We start from the raw sequence: 18,964 nt of genomic DNA, 5'->3' as shown, positions 1-18,964 counted from the left end.
CACGATCCGGTGAGGATAGAATGGTTCAGTCGAGGTATACGATGTTGAGGCGGATATGGCGCGCGTCCAGCACCAGCTTGCCCTCATTCTCGAAATTGACCGTGATCTTGCCGCCAATATTCGACTGCACCTGCCCCAGCCCCCAGTCCGGGGTATCGGGCGCGCGCACGAACATGCCCGGCTCTAGGATCGTGCTCAAATCATCGTGCATCAAAAGGTCCGCCTCATGAATGATCAAACGCCTTCAGGGCATCAAAGCCTTGCTGAACTCATTGCCTCGCGGCTTTGCCATGACCTCGTAAACCCGCTGGGCGCAATCGGCAACGGGGTCGAATTGATCGAGATGACGGGGGCGGTGCGCGGCCCGGAAATGGCCTTGATCCGCGACGCGGTGCGCGATGCACAGGCAAGGGTGCGCTTTTTGCGCATCGCCTTTGGCGCGGCCGCCCCCACCCAGATCCTTTCCACGCGCGAGGCCAAGGCAACAGCCCAAGGCCCATGGCAAGGTGCGCGGCTGCATGTCAGCTGGGCCGTGGCCGAGGATTTGCCGCGCCATCGGGTCAAGATCGGGTATCTGATGCTTTTATGCGCCGAGACCGCGCTGCCCATGGGGGGTGATGTGACCATTGCGCAAGCGCCCGGCGGCCACCTGCGGCTTAGTGCCAAGGCCAGCCGCGTCACGCTTGACCCGGCCCTTTGGTCAGTGCTGCATTTCGGCATGAACGCCGCCGCGCGCCCGCTCAAGGCTTGCGAGGCACAGTTTGCAGCGCTTCATGCCACACTGTCGCTGTTCGATCTGACGCTGAACTTCGTTGCGGGTGATGATGGGCTGATCATCGCCACCGCATGAGTGTTTACAGCGCCACCAATCCCGACCGAAAGCGGCGCATCTTGTCGGCATAATTGCGCGCCGATTGCAGCAGCTTTTCCTGCGCCGGGCCATCCAGTTCGCGCACGACTTTTCCGGGCATGCCCATCACAAGGCTGCCATCGGGAATGATTTTCCCCTCGGGGATAAGCGCCCCCGCCCCGATCAGACAGCCCCGCCCGATGACGGCCCCGTTCAACACCGTGGCCCCCATGCCCACCAGCGATCCGTCGCCAATGGTGCAGCCATGCAAGATCGCGTTGTGCCCGATGGTGCAATCGCGCCCGACCGTCAGCGGATAGCCCATATCGGTATGGAAAATGCAGCCCTCTTGCACGTTGGAGCCTTCGCCGATGCGAATTTCTTCGTTGTCGCCGCGCAAGGTCGCGCCGAACCAGACGCTCGCGCCCGCGCAAAGCACCACGCGCCCCATCACATGCGCGCCGGGGGCGACCCAGCTATCGGCATCGACAACGGGGGTGATCCCCTCCCATGCATAGATCATGGCTGACCCTCCTCAAACTGGGCGTGTAATTTGCGAACATGATCGGCCAGCCCCGGCTGTTGTGCGCGGCGCAGCCGTTCGGCGGTGATGATGGTCTTGAGGCGCGCAAAGCTCGTCTCAAGATCGTCGTTGATCAAGACATAGTCATAGCCATCCCAATGGCTGATCTCGTCCCAGCTTTTTTGCATGCGCTTGGCGATCACATCGCTGCCATCTTGACCACGGCTTTCCAGACGGCGGCGCAATTCGGGGATCGATGGCGGCAAGATAAAGATCGACAGCGTATGCCGCCCCAGCGCCGAATTGCGGATCTGTTGCGCACCTTGCCAGTCGATATCGAACAGCACATCGCGCCCGGCCTCGATCGCAGTGGCAACCGGTGCCATGGGTGAGCCGTAGAAATGGCCAAAGACATGGGCGTGTTCCAGCATCGCGCCCTTGGCGACCAGCGATTTGAACGCGGCCTCGGCCATGAAATGGTAATGTTCGCCATCAACCTCGCCCGGTCTTGCGGCGCGCGTTGTGGCCGAGACGGAAAAGCGCAGCGACGGATCCCAGCCCATCAGCATCTTGGCCAAGGTGGATTTGCCCGCGCCCGAGGGCGAAGACAGGATGATCAACAGACCACGGCGGGCCATCGGGTCGGTGGCGGTCATGATCACTCCACGTTTTGAACCTGTTCGCGGGTCTGGTCGATGGTCAGTTTAAGGTCAAGCCCCACAGAAGTGAGCGCGTGATCTTGGCTTTTGGAACACAGCGTATTGGCCTCGCGGTTGAACTCTTGCATCAAGAAATCCAGCTTGCGCCCAACAGCCCCCCCTTGCGCCAAAAGCGCGCGCGCTGCTGCCACATGAGCGCGCAAGCGGTCGATCTCTTCGGTCACATCTGTTTTAAGCGCCAGCGCCGCGATTTCTTGTAACAGCCGCGCCTCGTCGATCTCTGTGCTGTCGAGCAGGCTTTGGGCGGCCATGCGCAAGCGTTCTGCCTGTGGCTGGGCGCGGGCATGGGCGAGGGTTTCGGCCTGTTCGACAAGTCCGGCGATGCGGTCGATCTGGCTTTGCAAGATTGCGGCAAGTGCTGCCCCCTCGGCCTGCCGCATTGCGGTGAACTCGGCCAAAAGCTGGTCGATATCGGCCAATAGCACCTCGGGGTCGGGCAAGCCCAAATCGGCCCCATCAAGCAAGCCGCGCAGCCCCATGATCTCGGCCGGGCTGGCCGGGCGGAGCGTAAGGCCCATGGCGTTTGCCGCCGCCTCGATCTGCAACATCTGCGTCAGCGCGTGTTCAAGGCGGGCGGCATCAATGCCAGCACCAGCCACGCCCCCATCGCGGCCCAGCCGTAAGGATAAACTTACCGCGCCACGCGACAGCGCAGCCCCCAAGGCGCGCCGCAAGGGTGCGTCCAGCGCACCCAAGCCATCGGGCAGCCGAAACCGCAGATCAAGACCGCGCGCATTGACGGCGCGCAGTTCCCAACTCCAGCTTTGCCCATTGCCATCCGCCCCCTCGCGTGTGGCATAGCCTGTCATCGAGGCGATCACCCCGGTCGGTGCTGCGTTAACCAATGATGAATTCTCCCCCTGCCCTCTGCGACTGCACACAGCTATTAAGCTTTGGCTAACCAACTCGAGACTGCGTTACCAGATGAACAATATCATTCCCTTCGGCCCGCTGCGACCGGACAGCACCGGTTTGGCGGCGCTGATCGGCTATTGGCAGGCGTTGCGCCGTGGTCAAGGCGTACCCGCGCGCGCAGATCTTGATCCCAATGCCTTGGCACCGTGGCTTGCCATGGCCGGGTTGGTCGAGCACGGCCCTGACGGAGCGCTGCGCTTTCGCGTCGGCGGACAGGGATTGCGCGCCTTATTAGGGGCCGAGGCGCGCGGTATGCCGCTGCGCAGCCTTTTTGCGCCGGGTGCGCGGGCGCGTCTGCATGATTTGGCCCAGCATGTGTTTCATGCCCCAGCCCTTCTGCGCATGAACGTGACCACAGCCGCGCAATACCGCGCAGCGCCTGTTCATCTCAGCATGGTGATGCTGCCTCTGCGTGATCATCACGATCAGACCACGCGCGCCCTGATCTGCTTGGATGAAGAAGGCGCCCGCGCGGTCAAGGCGCCTGTGCGCTTTGAGATCAGCCACGCGAGTTTAATCCCGCTCAGTCAAGCGCAACCCAGAGCAGCGGCGCATCGGCTGGTCGCCGGCGGGCGGTGTTAAGCCGCCCACCGCAAGATATGCTCACACCGCAGCCCGCAGCGCCGCGCGGCTTTGCTGGAGCTCTTCGGCCACCAAGAACGCCAGTTCCAGCGATTGCGACGCATTCAAGCGCGGATCGCAGGCCGTGTGGTAGCGCGAGGACAAATCCTCGTCGCTGACCGCGCGGATGCCACCGGTGCACTCGGTCACATCCTTGCCTGTCATTTCGATATGCACACCACCCGGCACGGTTCCTTCGGCGCGGTGGATGGCGAAAAAATCCTGCACTTCGCGCAAGATCGCGTCAAAGGGACGGGTTTTGTAGCCGGTCGAGGATTTGATCACATTGCCATGCATCGGATCGCAGGACCAAAGCACATTGGCCCCCTCGGCCTGCACCGTGCGGATCAGGCGCGGCAAGTGATCCCCAACATTGCCCGCACCAAAGCGCGCGATCAGCGTCAAGCGCCCCGGCTCATTCTCGGGGTTGAGCTTGGCCATCAAGACCTTGAGGTCTTCTTCCTTGGTGCTGGGGCCGCATTTCAGGCCGATGGGGTTTTGCACACCGCGGCAGAATTCCACATGCGCGCCATCGGGCTGGCGGGTGCGGTCGCCGATCCAGATCATGTGGCCAGAGCCCGCCAGCCATTTGCCAGTGGTGCTATCGACGCGGCACAGCGCCTCTTCATATTCCAACAGCAGTGCTTCGTGGCTGGTGTAGAAATCGACCGTGCTCAGCTCATGGTTCGTCGCGCCCGACAGGCCAGCGGCCGCCATGAAATCAAGGCTGTCTTGGATGCGGTTTGCCATGTCGCGGTATTTGTCGGCGTCTTCGTGATCGGTAAAACCCAGCGTCCAGCTATGCACGCGGTGGATATCGGCAAAACCGCCCGTCGAGAATGCGCGCAGCAAGTTGAGCGAGGCCGCGGCCTGTGTATAGGCCTGCAACATCCGCGCCGGGTCGGGGATACGCGCCTCGGGTGTGGGGGCGATATCATTGATGATGTCGCCCTTATAGCTATCCATCTCAACGCCATTGACCATTTCGGTCGGTGCCGAACGCGGCTTGGCAAATTGTCCGGCGACGCGGCCCACCTTGATCACGGGAACCTTGGCGCCATAGGTCAGCACCATCGCCATTTGCAGCATGACCTTGAAAGTATCGCGGATATTGTCGGCAGAGAATTCCGCGAAACTTTCGGCGCAATCGCCCCCCTGAAGCAAGAAGGCGTCACCGCGCGCGGCGGCGGCAAGCTGCTTTTTCAGCTTCCTTGCCTCGCCCGCAAAGACCAAGGGCGGGTATTTCGACAGCTGCGCCTCGGCGCTGTGAAGCGCATCTGCATCAGGATAAACAGGCATCTGCACGCGCGGCTTGGCGCGCCAATCGGTTTTGGTCCAAGCCTGTCCGGTCGTTCGGGTCATGGCTATGCATCTCCTGTCGTCTGTTCACGCGGGCGGGTTATAGGCTGGCTTGGCTTGTCTTCCAATGCCTTAAATCAAAGCGAGCGGGGATTGCGCATGGGCAAAAAAGCTGCTTTCGCTCACGACGTCCGCGCAACCGCGCGACATGAGCCGTGCCAAGACGAGACCGCAAATGCCAGATCAAATCGGCCCCAAGCAATATGTCTTCATATTGTTGGACCAATTCACCATGCTATGCTTTTCCAGCGCCGTCGAGGCGTTGCGGATCGCCAATCGCATGTCTGGCAAGCAACTCTATACATGGACATTGGCTGGTGAAGGTGGCGATGTGGCGTGGTGCTCGGCGGGCATCGGTTTTAAGCTTGATTGCGACCTCCCCGAGATCAACCGCGATGACACGGTGCTTGTGTGCGGCGGTATCGATGTGGCCTCGGCCACCTCGAAAAAGATGCTCAACTGGCTGCGCCGCGAGGCGCGCAAAGGGGCCACGATTGGCGGGCTTTGCACGGCAGGCTACACGCTGGCCAAGGCCGGGCTTCTCGATGGCAAGCGCGCCACGATCCATTGGGAAAACCAAGACAGCTTCATCGAAGAATTCGAGGATGTGACGCTGACGAAATCCGTCTTTGTTATTGACGGCAACCGCATTACCACGGCGGGCGGCACCGCCTCGATCGATCTGATGCTCAAGATCATCGCCGATGATCATGGCGAGGATCTGGCCAATCTGGTGGCCGATCAGCTGATCTATACCTCGATCCGCACCGATCAGGACACACAGCGCCTCTCGATCCCGACGCGGATCGGCGTGCGCCACCCCAAGCTTGGCCAAGTGATCCGGATGATGGAGCAAAACATCGAAGAACCGATCAGCCCCGCGACACTGGCGCGCGATGTCGATATGTCGACCCGCCAGCTTGAGCGGCTGTTTCGCCGCTATCTCAACCGCAGCCCCAAGCGTTATTACATGGAATTGCGGCTGGGCAAGGCGCGCAACCTGCTGATGCAAACCGATATGAGCGTGATCAATGTCGCGCTGGCTTGCGGTTTTGCCTCACCCTCGCATTTCTCGAAATGCTACCGCGCCCATTACGCCACCACGCCCTATCGTGAGCGTGGCACCCATGGCAGCAAGCCGCGCGATTAACCCTGAGCGACACGCGCCGCGCGCCCGCCACGCCGACCACCCTTGGGGCTGGCATCCAACCCTGCGCGCAGAACGGCAAGCATCGGATGGGCGGCGGGGGCATCCGCATAGCGCGCAAGCAGCGCTGTAATCGCCTCGCGCGGGTCAGCGCCCGACACGCTGAGCGCCCAATCCACAAAGATCGAGCGGCATTCCCCATCGGTGATCCCATCGATCCGAAAAGATTCGCGGATCAGACCCTTGGGATCAATCGGGTCGGCGGCGGGTTTTTCAGGCGACATCACGGTTCCTTGCGCGGGGCGGCGCCAAGCACGGCGTCGATCATCTTGGCGATATAGGCGCGCTTTTCGTCCAATGCCACTGCAAGCGCGTCAGCCGAGGGCGCATCCGCGACACGCGCCAAGAATTCGCGCCCCCCTTCGCCGATGGCGCTTGGGTCAACCGCGCTATCCGTCAAAAGCCGGGTTGCCGCCTGCACGCGGGCGAAAAGCCCATGCGCGGCGATCAACGCGGTGGACTGTTCGGCATCAAGCCAGCCCAGATCAGGCGCATGGGCCAATTGTGCGGCCGTAGCGCGCGCATCCGATCCGCTGGCCAAGGCGACGGCCTGACCCAGCAATTCGATATCTTGCAGCCCGCCCTGCCCCTCTTTGATCGCCCATGTGCTGCCCGCGCGCCCGGCGGCGGCAAGGCGCGCGCGCATTTCGGCCGCATCCGCCCGCACCTTGGCCGGATCGGCCTTGTCGGCAATGACCGCGCGGCGAACCTCTTCCACCCGGTCGCAAAGATCGGCTGGGCCCGCCATGGTACGCGCGCGTGTCAGCGCCATATGCTCCCATGTCCATGCCTCGGTGCGCTGATAATGCGCAAACGCCGTGATCGCCGTGGCCACCGGCCCTTGTCGCCCCGACGGGCGCAGCCGCATATCGACCGCGTAAAGCGTGCCCGCAGCGGTGGGTGCAGACAGCGCTGTGATCAGTGTTTTGGTCGCCTTGGCATACCAGCCGCGCGGATCAAGGGGGCGTGGCCCTGCACTTTGTTCGACATCGGCAGGGTCATAGATCACGATCAGATCAAGATCAGAGCCCGCGCTCATCCGCCCGGCACCCAAACTGCCCATGCCCAAGACCACGCCGCCATGCCCCGGCGGCGGGCCGTGACGGCGCGCGATCTCGTCACAAACCACAGGCCAGAGCGCGCCAAGCACGGCTTGGGCCAGATCGGTATATTGCGCCATCGCGGCCTCTTCGTCGATCAGCGCGCGGAGCTGATGCACGCCGATCCGGAAATGCCATTCCTTCTGCCAACGCCGCGCCTGATCAAGCTGGCCCTCAAATCCAGAGCCCGCCAAAACCGCCGCAAGTTCGGCCTGAAGCGACTGTGTTCCCGGCCAAGGTGCAAAGAAACGCCCATCCAGCACCGCATCCAACACGCTTGCGTGGCGCGACAGGTAAAGCGACAGACCGGGCGCTGTGGCGCAGATATCGACAATCAGATCAACAAGGCTGGGGTTCGCCTCGAACAGCGAAAACAGTTGCACACCAGCGGGTAGCCCCTTGAGAAAGCTATCAAAGTTCAGCAGCGCCTCATCGGGGCGCGCGGCGCGCTGAAACCGGCGCAAAAGCTCTGGCTTAAGGCGGGCAAAGATCGCATGCCCCCGCTCGGAGCGTAGCGCAGGATATGTGGGCCAACGGGCCACAATCTCGGCCTGTTCAGGCGGCACTGCCACATCGCCGCCACCCGCTTTGCCCGGTTGGAACAGGTCGCCGCACATCTCCTCCACGCGGGCCAAGCGCTGCGCAAGCCCCGCGCGGAAGGCCGTGATATCATCCGTCCCGCACAGATGGGCAAGGCGGGCAAAACCTTCGGCGGATTTGGGCAAATCATGGGTTTGCGCATCGTCGATCATCTGGATGCGATGCTCGATCTCGCGGTGATGGGTGTAGTGATCGGTCAATTCTTCCGCCACATCCGCTCCGATCCAACCCGCCGCGGCAAGCGCGCCAAGCGCGTCGACCGTGCGCCGCTTGCGCAAGCTCAGATCACGGCCGCCGGCGACAAGTTGGCGGGTTTGGGCGAAAAACTCGATCTCGCGGATGCCGCCCGCGCCGAGTTTCATATTGTGACCTTCGAGTTTAAGATTGCCGTGCAACCCTTTATGATCACGTATTTTCTGCCGCATGTCGATCGTGTCTTGCACCATCGAGAAATCCAGATGCCTGCGCCAGACAAAGGGGGTAAGCGTGTCCAGAAACCTTGCGCCCGCTGCAATGTCACCCGCCGCTGGCCGCGCCTTGATATAGGCCGAGCGTTCCCAACTGCGCCCTTCGGCCTCGTAATAGCGTTCCGCCGCCGTGAGCGAGATACAAACCGGCGTCACGCTCGCATCAGGGCGCAGCCGCAGGTCGGTACGAAACACATAACCCTCATCGGTCGTATCCGAGAGGGACGCCGCCATGCGGCGGGTTGCGCGGATAAAGGCCGCGCGCGCCTCCATCGCATCGGCGGGATCGAAACGATCATCATCAAAGAAACAGATCAGATCGATATCAGAGGAATAATTCAACTCCCCCGCGCCCATCTTGCCCATCGCCAGCGCGACCATGCCCGCGCCAAAGCGATGGGCATCATCCTCGGTCATGCCGGGGATCTTGCCGCGCCGTGCCTCAAGCCCGACATGGGTGATCAGCGCCGCATTTAGGCAAGCATCGGCAAAATCGGTCCAGGCCTGCGTCACCTGGTGCAAGGGCCAGAGCCCGCCCAGATCGGCCAGCGCCACCACCAGCGCCGCGCGCCGTTTGAGCTGGCGTAACCCGTGATCAAGCGTGGTGTGATCAAGGCGCGCGGCCTCAACGATCAGCGCGGCGATGCTGTCTTCGGGTGCGGCGTTCAAAGCTTCAGACAGCCAAGCCGCCTCGCGCAGGATCAGCCCCGACAAATACGGCGATGAACCTGCCGTGCCCGTGATAAGCGGGTGCAAGGCCGCATCGACACCGTCAAGCATGGCCCAGCCCTCCTCACCGCGGGCGGTGCTAAAGGGGATGGGATGGCGGGTCAGGCGCGATGCAAAGCTCATGGCCCGAAATAGGCCCGCTTGCCCCCCGTGGTCAACGGCTTGCACATTGCGCGCGGCCCTGAGATCAAGGGGCAACAGGGGAACGTGCCGATATGTCGAAAAGTCTGAAACGGGTCGCGGATGCGCTGCGCGCAGCCGATGTCGAAAGCCAAATCGTCGAAATGGCCGAGGGCACCCGCACCGCCGAGGATGCGGCGCGCGCGGCCCGTTGCGGCGTGGACCAGATCGCCAAATCCATCATTTTCCGCGCCGAGGCGACAGGCGACGCTGTGCTTTTCATCACGGCGGGCGGCAATCAGGTCGATACCGCCAAGGCCAGCGCGCTGGCGGGCGAGGCTTTGGGCAAGGCGGATGCCGATCTGATCCGGGCGCAAACGGGCTTTGCCATCGGCGGTGTGGCCCCCGTTGGGCATCTGATCCCGATCCGGGCATGGTTCGACCGGCGGCTGTTGGATTTCGATCTGGTCTATGCGGCCGCTGGCACGCCGCGCCATGTCTTTGGCATCGCGCCCCAGCGTTTGCTGGAACTGTCCGGCGCGATCTTGGCCGATTTCACCCGCTAGAGCGCGCCGATCTGCGCCAGCACCGACCGCGCCGCGCGCAGCCAAGGTGCCTCGCCCCCGCGACCCAAGCGCCGCATCGTCTGCGCCATGGCGTCAAGCTGATCAAGGCGCGCGCGCTCATCTTCCATCAGATGGTTCATCGCCGCCGCAATCGGCGCGGGGCGGCAGTTCTCAGAAAGAAATTCGGGGATCGTTCGGCTATCGGTCACCAGATTGACCAGCGTCACGGTATCGACCCGCAGCAATGCGCCGATCAGCTTTTGGCTGAGCCAACTCATCTTATAGGCGACAACCATCGGCGTGTCGCTTGCGGCAAGCTCGAGGCTGACAGTGCCAGAAGCGGCCAACGCGATATCGGCCACGGCAAAACCCGCGCGTTTCTCGGCGGCGAAATCATCAAGCGCCACCCCGCGTGGGTCGAGGATGATGGGATTGCCCGGCCAATCCTTGATACGTGCGGCGACAATTCCCGCCACGGCAGGTGCCGCTGGCAGTACGATGCGCGCATCTGGGTGACGGTCCAAAACATCGCGCAGCGCCGCGCCGAAGATCGGCATCAAGCGCTCGACCTCAGAGCGGCGCGAGCCGGGAAGCACAAGGATCACCGGCCCCTCGTCCCGCAGATACTTGGCCCGAAACGCCGCAATCTCGCCCTCGGTGGCCTGTTCTTCGGTCACAACCGGGTGGCCCACGAAATCGCAACTCATGCCAGCGGCTTCCATATAGGGCGGCTCGAAGGGCAAAAGGGCAAGCACATGATCGACGGATTTGGCCATTTTCTTGGCCCGTCCCGGCCGCCATGCCCAGACCGTGGGGGCGACGTAATGGATGGTGCGCAGATCAGGCAGAGCCGCCTTGACGCGCGCGGCAACGCGCAAGGAAAACTCTGGGATATCAATCGTGATCAGCGCGTCAGGGGCCATGGCCTGCACCGCGGCAGCGGTCTCATCCACGCGGCGCGATAGGCGGTGGTAATTGGCCAAGATCTCGGTCAGCCCCATGACCGACAACTCCTCCATCGGGAAAAGCGTCTGTAAACCCTCGGCCTGCATCAAGGGGCCACCGATGCCGTGAAAGCTGACCGGGCCTTGGGTCAGTGCCTTGATCCCAGCCATCAGCGCGGCCCCTAGCCTGTCGCCCGAGGGCTCACCCGCCACCAAGAAAAGCCGCAGCGTCATGGCACCGCCCATAGGTTGATGTCGTGCGTTAGACATGCTGCGCGCACCGCATCGGCGTCAAGCAACAGAACGTGACCTGCCTGCAACTCGATCCCCTTCAGCCCCGCCTGCGCGCAAAGCGCGACCGTGTCAGGGCCAATGGCCGGCATATCGACGCGCAGATCTTGTCCCGGCTTGGCGCGCTTGACCAAGATGCCGCCCGATGCTGGCATTGTGTCGCCCACAAAGCGCAACAGCGCATCGGTGCCTTGCAAGGTCTCGATCCCAAGGATTTGGCCCTTGGCTGCCACCGCCGCCTGCCCCACATCAAGCGGACCAATGGCGGCAAGGACGGCGCGCGCGCGCGCTGCATCGGCGCTTGCGATGGCCTGTCCGCACAGATTGCCCGCACGCGCGACCAGATCGGGGCGCAATTCATGCGCGCCGCGAATGGTAAAACCCTGCTCCTCGAAGATCGCCACAATGCTGCGCAACAGCGCATCATCGCCTTGCCCCATCGCATCGGCCAATCTTGGCAAGAGCGCTTTGGTCTCAGCGTCTAAGCGTGCTTGGTCAAAGCCAACCCGCCGCATGGCACCGGCAAGGCAGAGCTCATCCACACCATGTGATTTGAGATCGGTGAACAGCGCGCCCAATCGCTCGAACCGTGCGACCAGATCAGCCCCCTCCGTGCCGCCCGGCGCATCCGCGAAGCGTACGACCATCGCAGGCCCGGCCGCGGCAACCAGCAAGGGCAGCGCCCCTGCCCCCGCGATGATGGCGCGCCTGCCCATGATCCTCTAGCCCGGCGTGAGAAAGGATCGGTCGCTCTCGCCCAGCACGAAATCGACGATATCGCGCACATAGCGCGATTGCCCGGCCACATCATCGAGCAGCCGCTTGGCGCGATCTTGAAACGCGCCATCCCCCTGCGCCAAGGCTTGAAAGGCGGCGCGCAGCGCCATGATATCCTCGCGCGCCACACCGCGCCGCTTGAGCCCCACGAGGTTCAGACCATCAAGCATGCCGCGCGGCCCCTGCACCAAACCATAGGGGATGACATCATTGGTCACCATGGTGACGGCACCGATGATGGCACCCTTGCCGATGCGCACGAATTGATGCACGCCTGACAGCCCCCCGATGATGACGTCATCGGATATGATGCAATGGCCCGCCACAGCGGCATTATTGGCCATGATCACCCGATCACCCACCTGCGCGTCATGGGCGACATGCGCACCTGCCATGAACAGCCCGTCATCGCCGACACGGGTGATGCCACCGCCGCCTTCGGTGCCAGTGTTCATCGTCACACCCTCGCGGATGCGATTGCGCTTGCCCACGATCAGCCGGGTTTTCTCACCGCTATATTTCAGGTCTTGCGGCACATCTCCGATATTGGCGAAGGGAAAGATCACGGTGCCTTGGCCGATCTCGGTCCAGCCGGTCACGACCGCATGGGATTTGAGCGTCACATCGGCGGCCAAGCGCGCCTCGGCCCCAACCACGCAAAACGGCCCGATCACGCAACCGGGGCCGATACTGGCCCCTGCCTCGACCACGGCCATGGGATGGATAACTGCGCTGGGATCGATCCCCATCATGCGGCCCCTTGCGCTGCACCTAGGTCCATCATCGCGGTAAATTCGGCCTCTGCGGCCAAGTCACCCTCGACAAAAGCCTGTCCACCGAACTTCCACACCTTGCCACCGGGCTTGCCGCGCAGCGTGGTGAGATGCATCTCGACGATATCGCCCGGCACCACCTTGCGGCGGAATTTACAGCCATCAATGCCCATGAAATAGACGAGCAGGTTCTTATCGGCCAAATCGGCGGACACCCCGATCATCACCGCGGCGGTTTGCGCCATCGCCTCGACGATGGTGACGCCGGGCATGATCGGCGCGCCGGGGAAATGGCCCTGAAAATGCGGCTCGTTCATCGTGACGTTCTTGATCCCGACCGCCGATTGAAAAGGCACGATATCGCGCACGCGATCCACCAAGAGAAACGGATAGCGATGCGGGATGATCCGCTGGATCAGCGCGATATCGGCGGTTGTGGGCGTATCTGCCGTCATGTGTCCTCGGGTATTGAATGCAGGCTTTGGAGGTTGGTATCAACTTGCCGCCCATGCGGCAAGCGACCGGGTCATGGCGCTGTTCCCTCGGTCTGAGGGGGCAGCCGTGTGGTGCCATCAAGATCGATCAGCGGCGCATCACCGCCGTCCTCGATTTCGCGATCAATCCGCGCAATCGCGGCATCGGTGATGTCGATCCCTTCGGCCGACAGCAGCACCGCGCGATTGTCCATCAAGACCGCCGCACCGCGCATCCGCATCAGATCGACAAGGATCGGAAAGACCAATTCGAAAAAAGCGGCACGCGCCGCCTCGGCCTGTGCTTGGAGGGCGCGACTTTTAGCTTCTTGTGCGGCACGGATGCTTTCGACACGGGCATCAAACTCTTCGGCCAAGGGGCGGAACGCGTCGGCATCCATGTTTGCGCGCTGTGCCGTTAGGCGCAGTTCTTCCTCGGTCAACTGCCCTTCGATGCGCCGGTTCTCGGCAACAAGGGCTGCGCCTGCTGCTTCGATCTCTTGCCCCATCCGTTGGCCATAGCGCGACCCGCTCAAGAGCCGGTCTTGATCGATGATCGCGATGGGGTTCGAAACCCCATCAGATGGTGCCGCTGATGTACCCTCGGACTGCGCAATCGCGACCGGCGGCACCACGTAAAGCACCAGCGCCAGACAGGTGCCGATAAAGGAGCGGCTGCGCATATCGCGCCCTTAGAACCGCGTCTCGACGGTCAGATCGAAATCGCGGGTCCGGTCGTAGCTTTCGAAATCAAGCGCGCGAGAGAAATTGAAGCGCAAAGGCCCGATGGCCGTATCCCAGAAAATCGACACACCGACAGATGAGCGCAAATGCTGACCATCATCCACGGTTGACGCCCCGGCTTTGTTATCAAGGCCCCAGACCGTGCCGACATCATAGAACATGCCGCCCGAGATGCCGTATTCGTCAGGAAGGCCCAATGGAAATGCCGCCTCGAAACGTGCGACCGAGAAGAAATTACCGCCAAGCGCATCTTGGTTGGTGGCAGCAATATCGCGCGGACCGATCCCGAATGCATCAAAGCCCCGCATCTGGCGGCTAGACAGGAAGAAGCGATCAGACAAGCGGTTCGTGCCGCCCAGCATCTCAAGCGCGCCGCCCTCAAAGCTCGCGCGCAGGGTCACATCCTCGCGCAGGATCTTTTGCTCGGCGATGCCAAGGAATGTGGCGCGTAGATAGTCGGTGTCGCCCCCCAAACCAGCATATTCCACGCCGAATTGCAGCCGCACACCGCGCGTGGGATCAAGACCTCCATCGCGCGTGTCATAGGCATATTGCATGCCTACAAAGGCCAAAGCGCGATCACCTTGTTCGGCAAACAAGATGGGAGAGCTGCGTCCAGCCACCAATCCCGAAATCTCGTTTTGTTGAACGCCGAAATAGGTGTTTACCCGGCCAAAGGTGCTGACGGGAAAACCAAGGCTGGTGCGCAGGCCGATATCCAGCGTGTCGAAATCGCGGTTTTGATCGGTGGTCTCGGTGTAAAAGGCACTCAGCCCCAGCTCGAGATCGCGCGACAAGAAAGCAGGCTCGGTGAAGGATAGGTTGAAAGCGCGACTGCCATCGGTTGTGTTAAAGCCGAAATCCAACGACTGACCGCGGCCAAGGAAATTCGCCTCGGCAAAGTTCACCGCAAGGCCCGGCCCGGTATCGGTCGAGAAGCTGGCCGAAAAGCCCAAGGTGCCGGTCGGTTGCTCTTCGACATCGACATCGACAATGATTTGATCAGCCGATGTGCCGGGGCGGGATTCGACATCGACATCGGCAAAAAAGCCGGTGGCGCGGATACGCTCGGCGGCTTGCCGGATCGCGCGCGGATCAAACGGGTCGCCCTCGACCGTGGTGAACTGCCGCCGGATCACGCTATCGAGCGTCGTCACATTGCCCTCGATATCGATGCGTTCAACAAAGACGCGTTCACCGCGACGGATCAAAAACTCCACATCCAGCGTGCGCGCCTCGTCGTTGCGGGTGATGCGCGGCTCGATCCGGACAAAGCGCAAGCCTTGCTGGGTGGCCAGCGCCTCCATCCGGCTGATCGTCGTCTCAATCAGGCGCGGGCTATAGGTCTGGCCCGACCGGATGCGGATGATCTCTTGATATTGGGCGGCATCCGCCTCGGGGATCTCAGAGGTGGTCGACACCGCGCCCAAGGAAAAGCTTTGGCCCTCGCGCATGTTGAAGGTGACGAAATAGGCATCGCGTCCGCGCGCCAGTTCCGGTGTCACGCTCAGGATTTGAAAATCGACATAGCCGCGATCAAGGTAGAAATCGGACAAAAGCTGACGATCAAGCGCGATCCGCTCGGCGATAAAGGTGTCGCGGCGAATGATCTGGCGCAAAAGCCCGGCTTGCGTGCTTTCCAGCACACGGCGCAGGCGGCGATCAGAATAGGCGCGGTTGCCCACAAAGCTGATCCGCTCGGTTTCGACCACGCGGCCCTCGGCAATCTCGAAGACCAGATTGACGCGGTTGTCGGCCAGCCGAATGATGCGCGGCGTCACCGTGGCGGTCAGGCGACCTGACAGGCGGTAAGCCTCGGCGATGGCGTTGGCGTCTTGCTCGGCCACGCTGGGCGAATAGGTGCGACGCGGCGTCGAACTGATCACCGGCAAAAGCGCATCGTCATCAAGCCGTTCATTGCCCTCAATCGAGATGATATTGATCGTGGGGTATTCTTGCACGCTGATGACCAGCGTATTGCCGCGCGGCGTGATCTCGACCGTCTCGAACAGGCCGGTGTTTTGCAACCGTTGCAGCGCGTCATTGACCTGCGCACCCGAGACCGTGCTGCCGGGTGTGATCGCCGCGTAGGTCAGAACGGCAGAATCGCTGATGCGGGCATTGCCCACCACATCGAAGCGGGAAAAGCTGAATGTCTGGGCGCTGGCCGAGGCCACGATCAAACTGCCTGAGATGATCAAAAGCACGGCAAACAGTGCGGATAGGGATCGAAATCGCAAAGCGCCGATGAACTGACGCATCACAGGCGACGGCGAAAACAGGACATGCCGACTCATCTCATCCAACCCCAAATTTCCCAGCAGACCTATCTTGCCTAGCGGAGGGTCGGTTGGTTGTCAAAACGAACACATAAAGGGGTCAGCTAAAAACAGGGCCCATTGGCCCCAAGATTGGTCAGACTGCGCAACCTATCGCTCAAAAATCCTTGGGGTAGTCAAATAGTGCGCCTGCCACAAACAGCGCTGTCATGATCAAGATCGGCATCACAAAACGGTCGGTGTTCAACAAGACCAGCAACGACATGCTGCGTGTGCCTTCCATCAGCAGTTTCATGGCATGCTCCATGTTGAACGATGGAACAACCCTCGCCCTGCATTATGGCAATGCTGGGGCAGCGCGAGGGAAAACCAACGACACTCCCTGCGCGCTGCGCGTCAGGGGCAGAAAATGTCGTTGGTCAGGGCAAAGAGCATCAAGGACAACAAAAGTGTGAGCCCCATGGTCATGAAAACCCGCATCGCCTTGTCCGAAGGCGGCTTGCCCGTGACACCCTCATAGGCGTGAAACACCAGATGCCCCCCATCAAGCACAGGGATCGGGAACAGGTTCAACAGCCCCACCGCCGTGGACAGCACCGCGATAAACCAGATGAAATTATCGATCCCTTGGCTTGCCGCCGCACCAGAGGTTTCGGCAATGCCGATTGGTCCTTGCAGGTTACAAGATGAAATCGCCCCGGTGATCATGTGCCACAGCCCCGAAAGCGATGAACGCACGACAAACAAGGTTTGCTCGGCACCATATCCAATGGCGGCAAACGGCCCAACAGCCTCGCGCTCGGGCTCAAAGCTGAAGCCACCCGTCACGCCGATCAGCCAACGTGTCTCGAACCCGCCTTCGGCCAGCGGCAGGTCGGTGCGGCGCGGCACGAGCGTGACGGCAATCTCTTCGCCCGCGCGCCAGATCGACAGCGTGAGCGGCGTGCCCTCGGCTTGGGCGACTGCATCGCGCAACTGGCGAAAGGCATAGATGGGCGCGCCGTCAATCGCGCGGATCACATCGCCTTGCAACAAACCAGCCGCAAAGGCCGCCGATTGCGGCGCAACGGATGCGACCAGCGGGATCAGGGGAAAGGCCGCCTCGACCTGCATCTCGCGCCCATTTCGCGCGACAGTATAAATCAGGCTTGGCTGCGGCGCGAGGTCTTGGGCAATGGTAAAGACATCCCCAAATTCGCTTACCGGCTGGCCATCAAGGGCCAAGATCAGATCGCCTTGTTCAAGCTGCGCCATCTCGGACGGCAGCGGTGTCAGCGCGCCCACGCGCGGTGCCTCGGCGGGCCGTCCGCTGACAAACAAGACAGCCGCAAAGATCAAGATCGAGAAAATAAAGTTGAACACCGGCCCCGCCGCCACGGTGGCCGCGCGCGCCCATAGCGGCGCGCCATGCATCGAGCGCCGCCGCTCGGCCATATCCAGCGCATCAATCGCTGCGCCATCCTTGCCGCTGGCGGCATCGGCATCGCCCAAGAATTTCACATAGCCCCCGAATGGCAGCGCCGCGATTTGCCAGCGCGTGCCGTGCCGATCCGTGCGGCTGAGCAAAATCGGGCCAAAGCCGATCGAGAACACCTCGGCATGGATGCCCGACCAGCGGCCCACGATGTAATGCCCATATTCATGGATTGCGACGATGATGGACAGGGCCGCGATAAAGGCCGCAATCGTAAAGGCAAGATTGCCGAACTGGGGAATGAATTCCATCGGGTGCTTAACGCTCCATCTTTGTGATCTGTGCCCATGCCACCTGTCGTGACATGTGGTCGGTCATCGCCACATCCTCAAGGGTCGACATGGAAGAACCGAGGCGAAGCTGCGACGTTATTTCGTCAAGCGTCTGTTCCACGACCGTTGCCATATCCATAAAGCCGATCCGTCCGGCGATGAAACCATCAAGCGCCACCTCCTTGGCGGCGTTGAACACGGCCCCTGCGCGCCCACGCGTTTCCATGACAGCGCGCGCAATTGCCAAAGCGGGATAGCGTTGGGGATCGGGGGCGCGGAACTCCAATGTCGCGATCTGCGCCAGATCGAGGCGCGCGACAGGCAAATGGCGCCGGTCCGGCCAGTTGAGCGCATAGCCAATCGCATGGCGCATATCGGGCGCGCCCAGATGGGCCATCAGCGCCCCGTCATTGAACCCCACAAGCGCATGGATCAGCGATTGCGGATGGATCACCGTTTCGATGCGCGCAGGCTCTACCCCGAAAAACTCGCGCGTCTCGATCAGCTCCATCCCCTTGTTGAACATGGACGCGCTGTCGATGGTGATGCGTTGGCCCATTGCCCAATTGGGATGCGCCCCTGCATCCGCGACCGTGGCCGATGCCAAAGCCGCGAGCGGCCAATCGCGCAAACCCCCGCCCGAGGCGGTGATGATGATCCGCTCAACCGCGGCGATATCTTCGCCCACCAGCGCCTGAAACACGGCTGAATGTTCGCTATCGACGGGCAGGATCGTGGCGCCATGCGCGCGCGCCTCGGCCAGTAAAAGCGGGCCTGCGGTCACAAGGCTTTCCTTGTTGGCCAAAGCAAGTGTCCCACCATGGCGCAGCGCGCGAAACCCCGGCGCAAGCCCTGCGGCCCCCACGATGGCTGACATCACCCAATCGACGGGGCGGTCGGCGGCCTCGATCAAGGCGGCCTCTCCGGCGGTGGCCATGATGCCGGTACCGGCCAAGGCCGCGCGCAAATCCTCCAAGCGGTCGGCATGGGCGGTGACGGCAACCTCGGCCCTTAGCCGGATCGCATCTTGGGCCAACTTGGCGATATTGGCCCCACCCGTGAGGGCCACCACCCGGTAGGCATCCGGCGCGCGCGCGATCAGATCGACGGTGTTTTGCCCAATCGATCCGGTCGCGCCGAAAATAGAAATGCTGCGCATAG

General features: G+C 62.1%; 20 protein-coding genes. 4 read left to right on the top strand and 16 right to left on the bottom strand.

Annotated elements, in window-relative coordinates; translation table 11 throughout:
• Nucleotides 1-25: 25 nt before the first annotated feature.
• Nucleotides 26-211, bottom strand: a complete 186-nt coding sequence (locus tag KG698_RS01210; protein WP_213683741.1) for a DUF3553 domain-containing protein — start codon at nt 209-211, stop codon at nt 26-28.
• Between the two features lie 15 nt (nt 212-226).
• On the opposite strand from KG698_RS01210, the gene KG698_RS01205 reads away from it, so the two are divergent.
• Nucleotides 227-850, top strand: coding sequence for a histidine phosphotransferase family protein (locus KG698_RS01205; protein WP_213683740.1), 624 nt, complete (start codon nt 227-229; stop codon nt 848-850).
• A 4-nt stretch (nt 851-854) separates the two neighbouring features.
• Here KG698_RS01205 and KG698_RS01200 read toward each other — a convergent pair whose 3' ends face one another.
• Genes KG698_RS01200 through KG698_RS01190 form a run of 3 tightly spaced genes read right to left on the bottom strand, consistent with a single transcriptional unit; the run spans nt 855 to nt 2,913 of the window.
• Nucleotides 855-1,373 (bottom strand): gamma carbonic anhydrase family protein, encoded by a 519-nt coding sequence (locus KG698_RS01200; protein ID WP_213683739.1) that lies wholly within the window; start codon nt 1,371-1,373, stop codon nt 855-857.
• On the bottom strand, nt 1,370-2,029 hold the full coding sequence (gene gmk / locus KG698_RS01195; protein WP_213683738.1) for a guanylate kinase: 660 nt from the start codon (nt 2,027-2,029) through the stop codon (nt 1,370-1,372). The genes KG698_RS01200 and gmk overlap by 4 nt, the downstream gene beginning before the upstream one ends.
• 2 nt (nt 2,030-2,031) lie before the next feature.
• A complete protein-coding gene (locus KG698_RS01190; protein WP_213684261.1) occupies nt 2,032-2,913 on the bottom strand; it encodes a YicC/YloC family endoribonuclease in 882 nt (293 codons plus the stop codon).
• A 103-nt stretch (nt 2,914-3,016) separates the two neighbouring features.
• On the opposite strand from KG698_RS01190, the gene KG698_RS01185 reads away from it, so the two are divergent.
• Nucleotides 3,017-3,589: a PAS domain-containing protein gene (locus tag KG698_RS01185; protein WP_213683737.1), complete on the top strand. Its 573-nt coding sequence runs from the start codon at nt 3,017-3,019 to the stop codon at nt 3,587-3,589.
• Between the two features lie 21 nt (nt 3,590-3,610).
• On the opposite strand, the gene KG698_RS01180 is transcribed toward KG698_RS01185, so the two are convergent.
• Entirely contained in the window at nt 3,611-4,990 is a 1,380-nt protein-coding gene (locus tag KG698_RS01180) for a class II 3-deoxy-7-phosphoheptulonate synthase (protein WP_213683736.1), read from the bottom strand.
• Nucleotides 4,991-5,135: 145 nt separating this feature from the next.
• Here KG698_RS01180 and KG698_RS01175 point away from each other — a divergent pair, with 145 nt between their 5' ends.
• Entirely contained in the window at nt 5,136-6,137 is a 1,002-nt protein-coding gene (locus KG698_RS01175; protein WP_213683735.1) for a GlxA family transcriptional regulator, read from the top strand.
• On the opposite strand, the gene KG698_RS01170 is transcribed toward KG698_RS01175, so the two are convergent.
• Together KG698_RS01170 and KG698_RS01165 are read right to left on the bottom strand one after the other, a co-directional pair.
• Nucleotides 6,134-6,418 (bottom strand): hypothetical protein, encoded by a 285-nt coding sequence (locus KG698_RS01170; RefSeq protein WP_213683734.1) that lies wholly within the window; start codon nt 6,416-6,418, stop codon nt 6,134-6,136. The two genes, KG698_RS01175 and KG698_RS01170, sit on opposite strands and share 4 nt — an antisense overlap.
• Nucleotides 6,418-9,213, bottom strand: a complete 2,796-nt coding sequence (locus KG698_RS01165) for a glutamine-synthetase adenylyltransferase (RefSeq protein WP_213683733.1) — start codon at nt 9,211-9,213, stop codon at nt 6,418-6,420. The genes KG698_RS01170 and KG698_RS01165 overlap by 1 nt, the downstream gene beginning before the upstream one ends.
• Nucleotides 9,214-9,305: 92 nt before the next feature.
• Between KG698_RS01165 and KG698_RS01160 the strand changes: the two genes are divergently transcribed.
• Complete coding sequence (locus tag KG698_RS01160; protein ID WP_213683732.1) at nt 9,306-9,776, top strand: YbaK/EbsC family protein; 471 nt, start codon at nt 9,306-9,308, stop codon at nt 9,774-9,776.
• Here KG698_RS01160 and lpxB read toward each other — a convergent pair.
• The 9 genes from lpxB to dxr form a co-directional block, all read right to left on the bottom strand.
• A complete protein-coding gene (gene lpxB, locus KG698_RS01155; protein ID WP_213683731.1) occupies nt 9,773-10,954 on the bottom strand; it encodes a lipid-A-disaccharide synthase in 1,182 nt (393 codons plus the stop codon). The genes KG698_RS01160 and lpxB overlap by 4 nt on opposite strands.
• Nucleotides 10,951-11,727: an LpxI family protein gene (locus tag KG698_RS01150; protein ID WP_213683730.1), complete on the bottom strand. Its 777-nt coding sequence runs from the start codon at nt 11,725-11,727 to the stop codon at nt 10,951-10,953. The genes lpxB and KG698_RS01150 overlap by 4 nt, the downstream gene beginning before the upstream one ends.
• A 6-nt stretch (nt 11,728-11,733) precedes the next feature.
• Complete coding sequence (gene lpxA, locus KG698_RS01145) at nt 11,734-12,537, bottom strand: acyl-ACP--UDP-N-acetylglucosamine O-acyltransferase (protein WP_213683729.1); 804 nt, start codon at nt 12,535-12,537, stop codon at nt 11,734-11,736.
• A complete protein-coding gene (gene fabZ, locus KG698_RS01140) occupies nt 12,537-13,016 on the bottom strand; it encodes a 3-hydroxyacyl-ACP dehydratase FabZ (protein WP_213683728.1) in 480 nt (159 codons plus the stop codon). The genes lpxA and fabZ overlap by 1 nt, the downstream gene beginning before the upstream one ends.
• Before the next feature lie 71 nt (nt 13,017-13,087).
• Nucleotides 13,088-13,717 carry an OmpH family outer membrane protein gene (locus KG698_RS01135; RefSeq protein WP_213683727.1) on the bottom strand — a complete coding sequence of 210 codons (630 nt, stop codon included), beginning with the start codon at nt 13,715-13,717 and terminating at the stop codon, nt 13,088-13,090.
• A gap of 9 nt (nt 13,718-13,726) precedes the next feature.
• The gene (gene bamA / locus KG698_RS01130; RefSeq protein WP_300982793.1) at nt 13,727-16,075 is read right to left on the bottom strand and encodes an outer membrane protein assembly factor BamA; all 2,349 of its coding nucleotides are present in this window, start codon (nt 16,073-16,075) and stop codon (nt 13,727-13,729) included.
• Between the two features lie 139 nt (nt 16,076-16,214).
• Nucleotides 16,215-16,352 carry a hypothetical protein gene (locus KG698_RS01125; protein WP_213683726.1) on the bottom strand — a complete coding sequence of 46 codons (138 nt, stop codon included), beginning with the start codon at nt 16,350-16,352 and terminating at the stop codon, nt 16,215-16,217.
• A 101-nt stretch (nt 16,353-16,453) separates the two neighbouring features.
• Complete coding sequence (gene rseP / locus KG698_RS01120; RefSeq protein ID WP_213683725.1) at nt 16,454-17,782, bottom strand: RIP metalloprotease RseP; 1,329 nt, start codon at nt 17,780-17,782, stop codon at nt 16,454-16,456.
• A 7-nt stretch (nt 17,783-17,789) separates the two neighbouring features.
• Nucleotides 17,790-18,962, bottom strand: a complete 1,173-nt coding sequence (dxr, locus tag KG698_RS01115; protein ID WP_213683724.1) for a 1-deoxy-D-xylulose-5-phosphate reductoisomerase — start codon at nt 18,960-18,962, stop codon at nt 17,790-17,792.
• Nucleotides 18,963-18,964: the final 2 nt, after the last annotated feature.

This window comes from Roseicyclus sp., from assembly GCF_018402035.1.
Lineage (GTDB): Bacteria > Pseudomonadota > Alphaproteobacteria > Rhodobacterales > Rhodobacteraceae > Roseicyclus.
The sequence above is the reverse complement of the archived record's forward strand: the minus strand, read 5'-3'. Positions and strand labels throughout refer to the sequence as shown.

Coding starts and splice junctions, on each gene's coding strand:
- KG698_RS01150 (WP_213683730.1), bottom strand. CDS start 11,727: ATGGGCAGGCGCGCCATCATCGCGGGGGCAGGGGCGCTGCCCTTGCTG.
- lpxB (WP_213683731.1), bottom strand. CDS start 10,954: ATGACGCTGCGGCTTTTCTTGGTGGCGGGTGAGCCCTCGGGCGACAGG.
- KG698_RS01205 (WP_213683740.1), top strand. CDS start 227: ATGAATGATCAAACGCCTTCAGGGCATCAAAGCCTTGCTGAACTCATT.
- KG698_RS01200 (WP_213683739.1), bottom strand. CDS start 1,373: ATGATCTATGCATGGGAGGGGATCACCCCCGTTGTCGATGCCGATAGC.
- rseP (WP_213683725.1), bottom strand. CDS start 17,782: ATGGAATTCATTCCCCAGTTCGGCAATCTTGCCTTTACGATTGCGGCC.
- KG698_RS01170 (WP_213683734.1), bottom strand. CDS start 6,418: ATGTCGCCTGAAAAACCCGCCGCCGACCCGATTGATCCCAAGGGTCTG.
- KG698_RS01135 (WP_213683727.1), bottom strand. CDS start 13,717: ATGCGCAGCCGCTCCTTTATCGGCACCTGTCTGGCGCTGGTGCTTTAC.
- KG698_RS01185 (WP_213683737.1), top strand. CDS start 3,017: ATGAACAATATCATTCCCTTCGGCCCGCTGCGACCGGACAGCACCGGT.
- KG698_RS01180 (WP_213683736.1), bottom strand. CDS start 4,990: ATGACCCGAACGACCGGACAGGCTTGGACCAAAACCGATTGGCGCGCC.
- KG698_RS01165 (WP_213683733.1), bottom strand. CDS start 9,213: ATGAGCTTTGCATCGCGCCTGACCCGCCATCCCATCCCCTTTAGCACC.
- KG698_RS01160 (WP_213683732.1), top strand. CDS start 9,306: ATGTCGAAAAGTCTGAAACGGGTCGCGGATGCGCTGCGCGCAGCCGAT.
- fabZ (WP_213683728.1), bottom strand. CDS start 13,016: ATGACGGCAGATACGCCCACAACCGCCGATATCGCGCTGATCCAGCGG.
- lpxA (WP_213683729.1), bottom strand. CDS start 12,537: ATGGGGATCGATCCCAGCGCAGTTATCCATCCCATGGCCGTGGTCGAG.
- dxr (WP_213683724.1), bottom strand. CDS start 18,962: ATGCGCAGCATTTCTATTTTCGGCGCGACCGGATCGATTGGGCAAAAC.
- KG698_RS01175 (WP_213683735.1), top strand. CDS start 5,136: ATGAGCCGTGCCAAGACGAGACCGCAAATGCCAGATCAAATCGGCCCC.
- gmk (WP_213683738.1), bottom strand. CDS start 2,029: ATGACCGCCACCGACCCGATGGCCCGCCGTGGTCTGTTGATCATCCTG.
- bamA (WP_300982793.1), bottom strand. CDS start 16,075: ATGAGTCGGCATGTCCTGTTTTCGCCGTCGCCTGTGATGCGTCAGTTC.
- KG698_RS01210 (WP_213683741.1), bottom strand. CDS start 211: ATGCACGATGATTTGAGCACGATCCTAGAGCCGGGCATGTTCGTGCGC.
- KG698_RS01125 (WP_213683726.1), bottom strand. CDS start 16,352: ATGAAACTGCTGATGGAAGGCACACGCAGCATGTCGTTGCTGGTCTTG.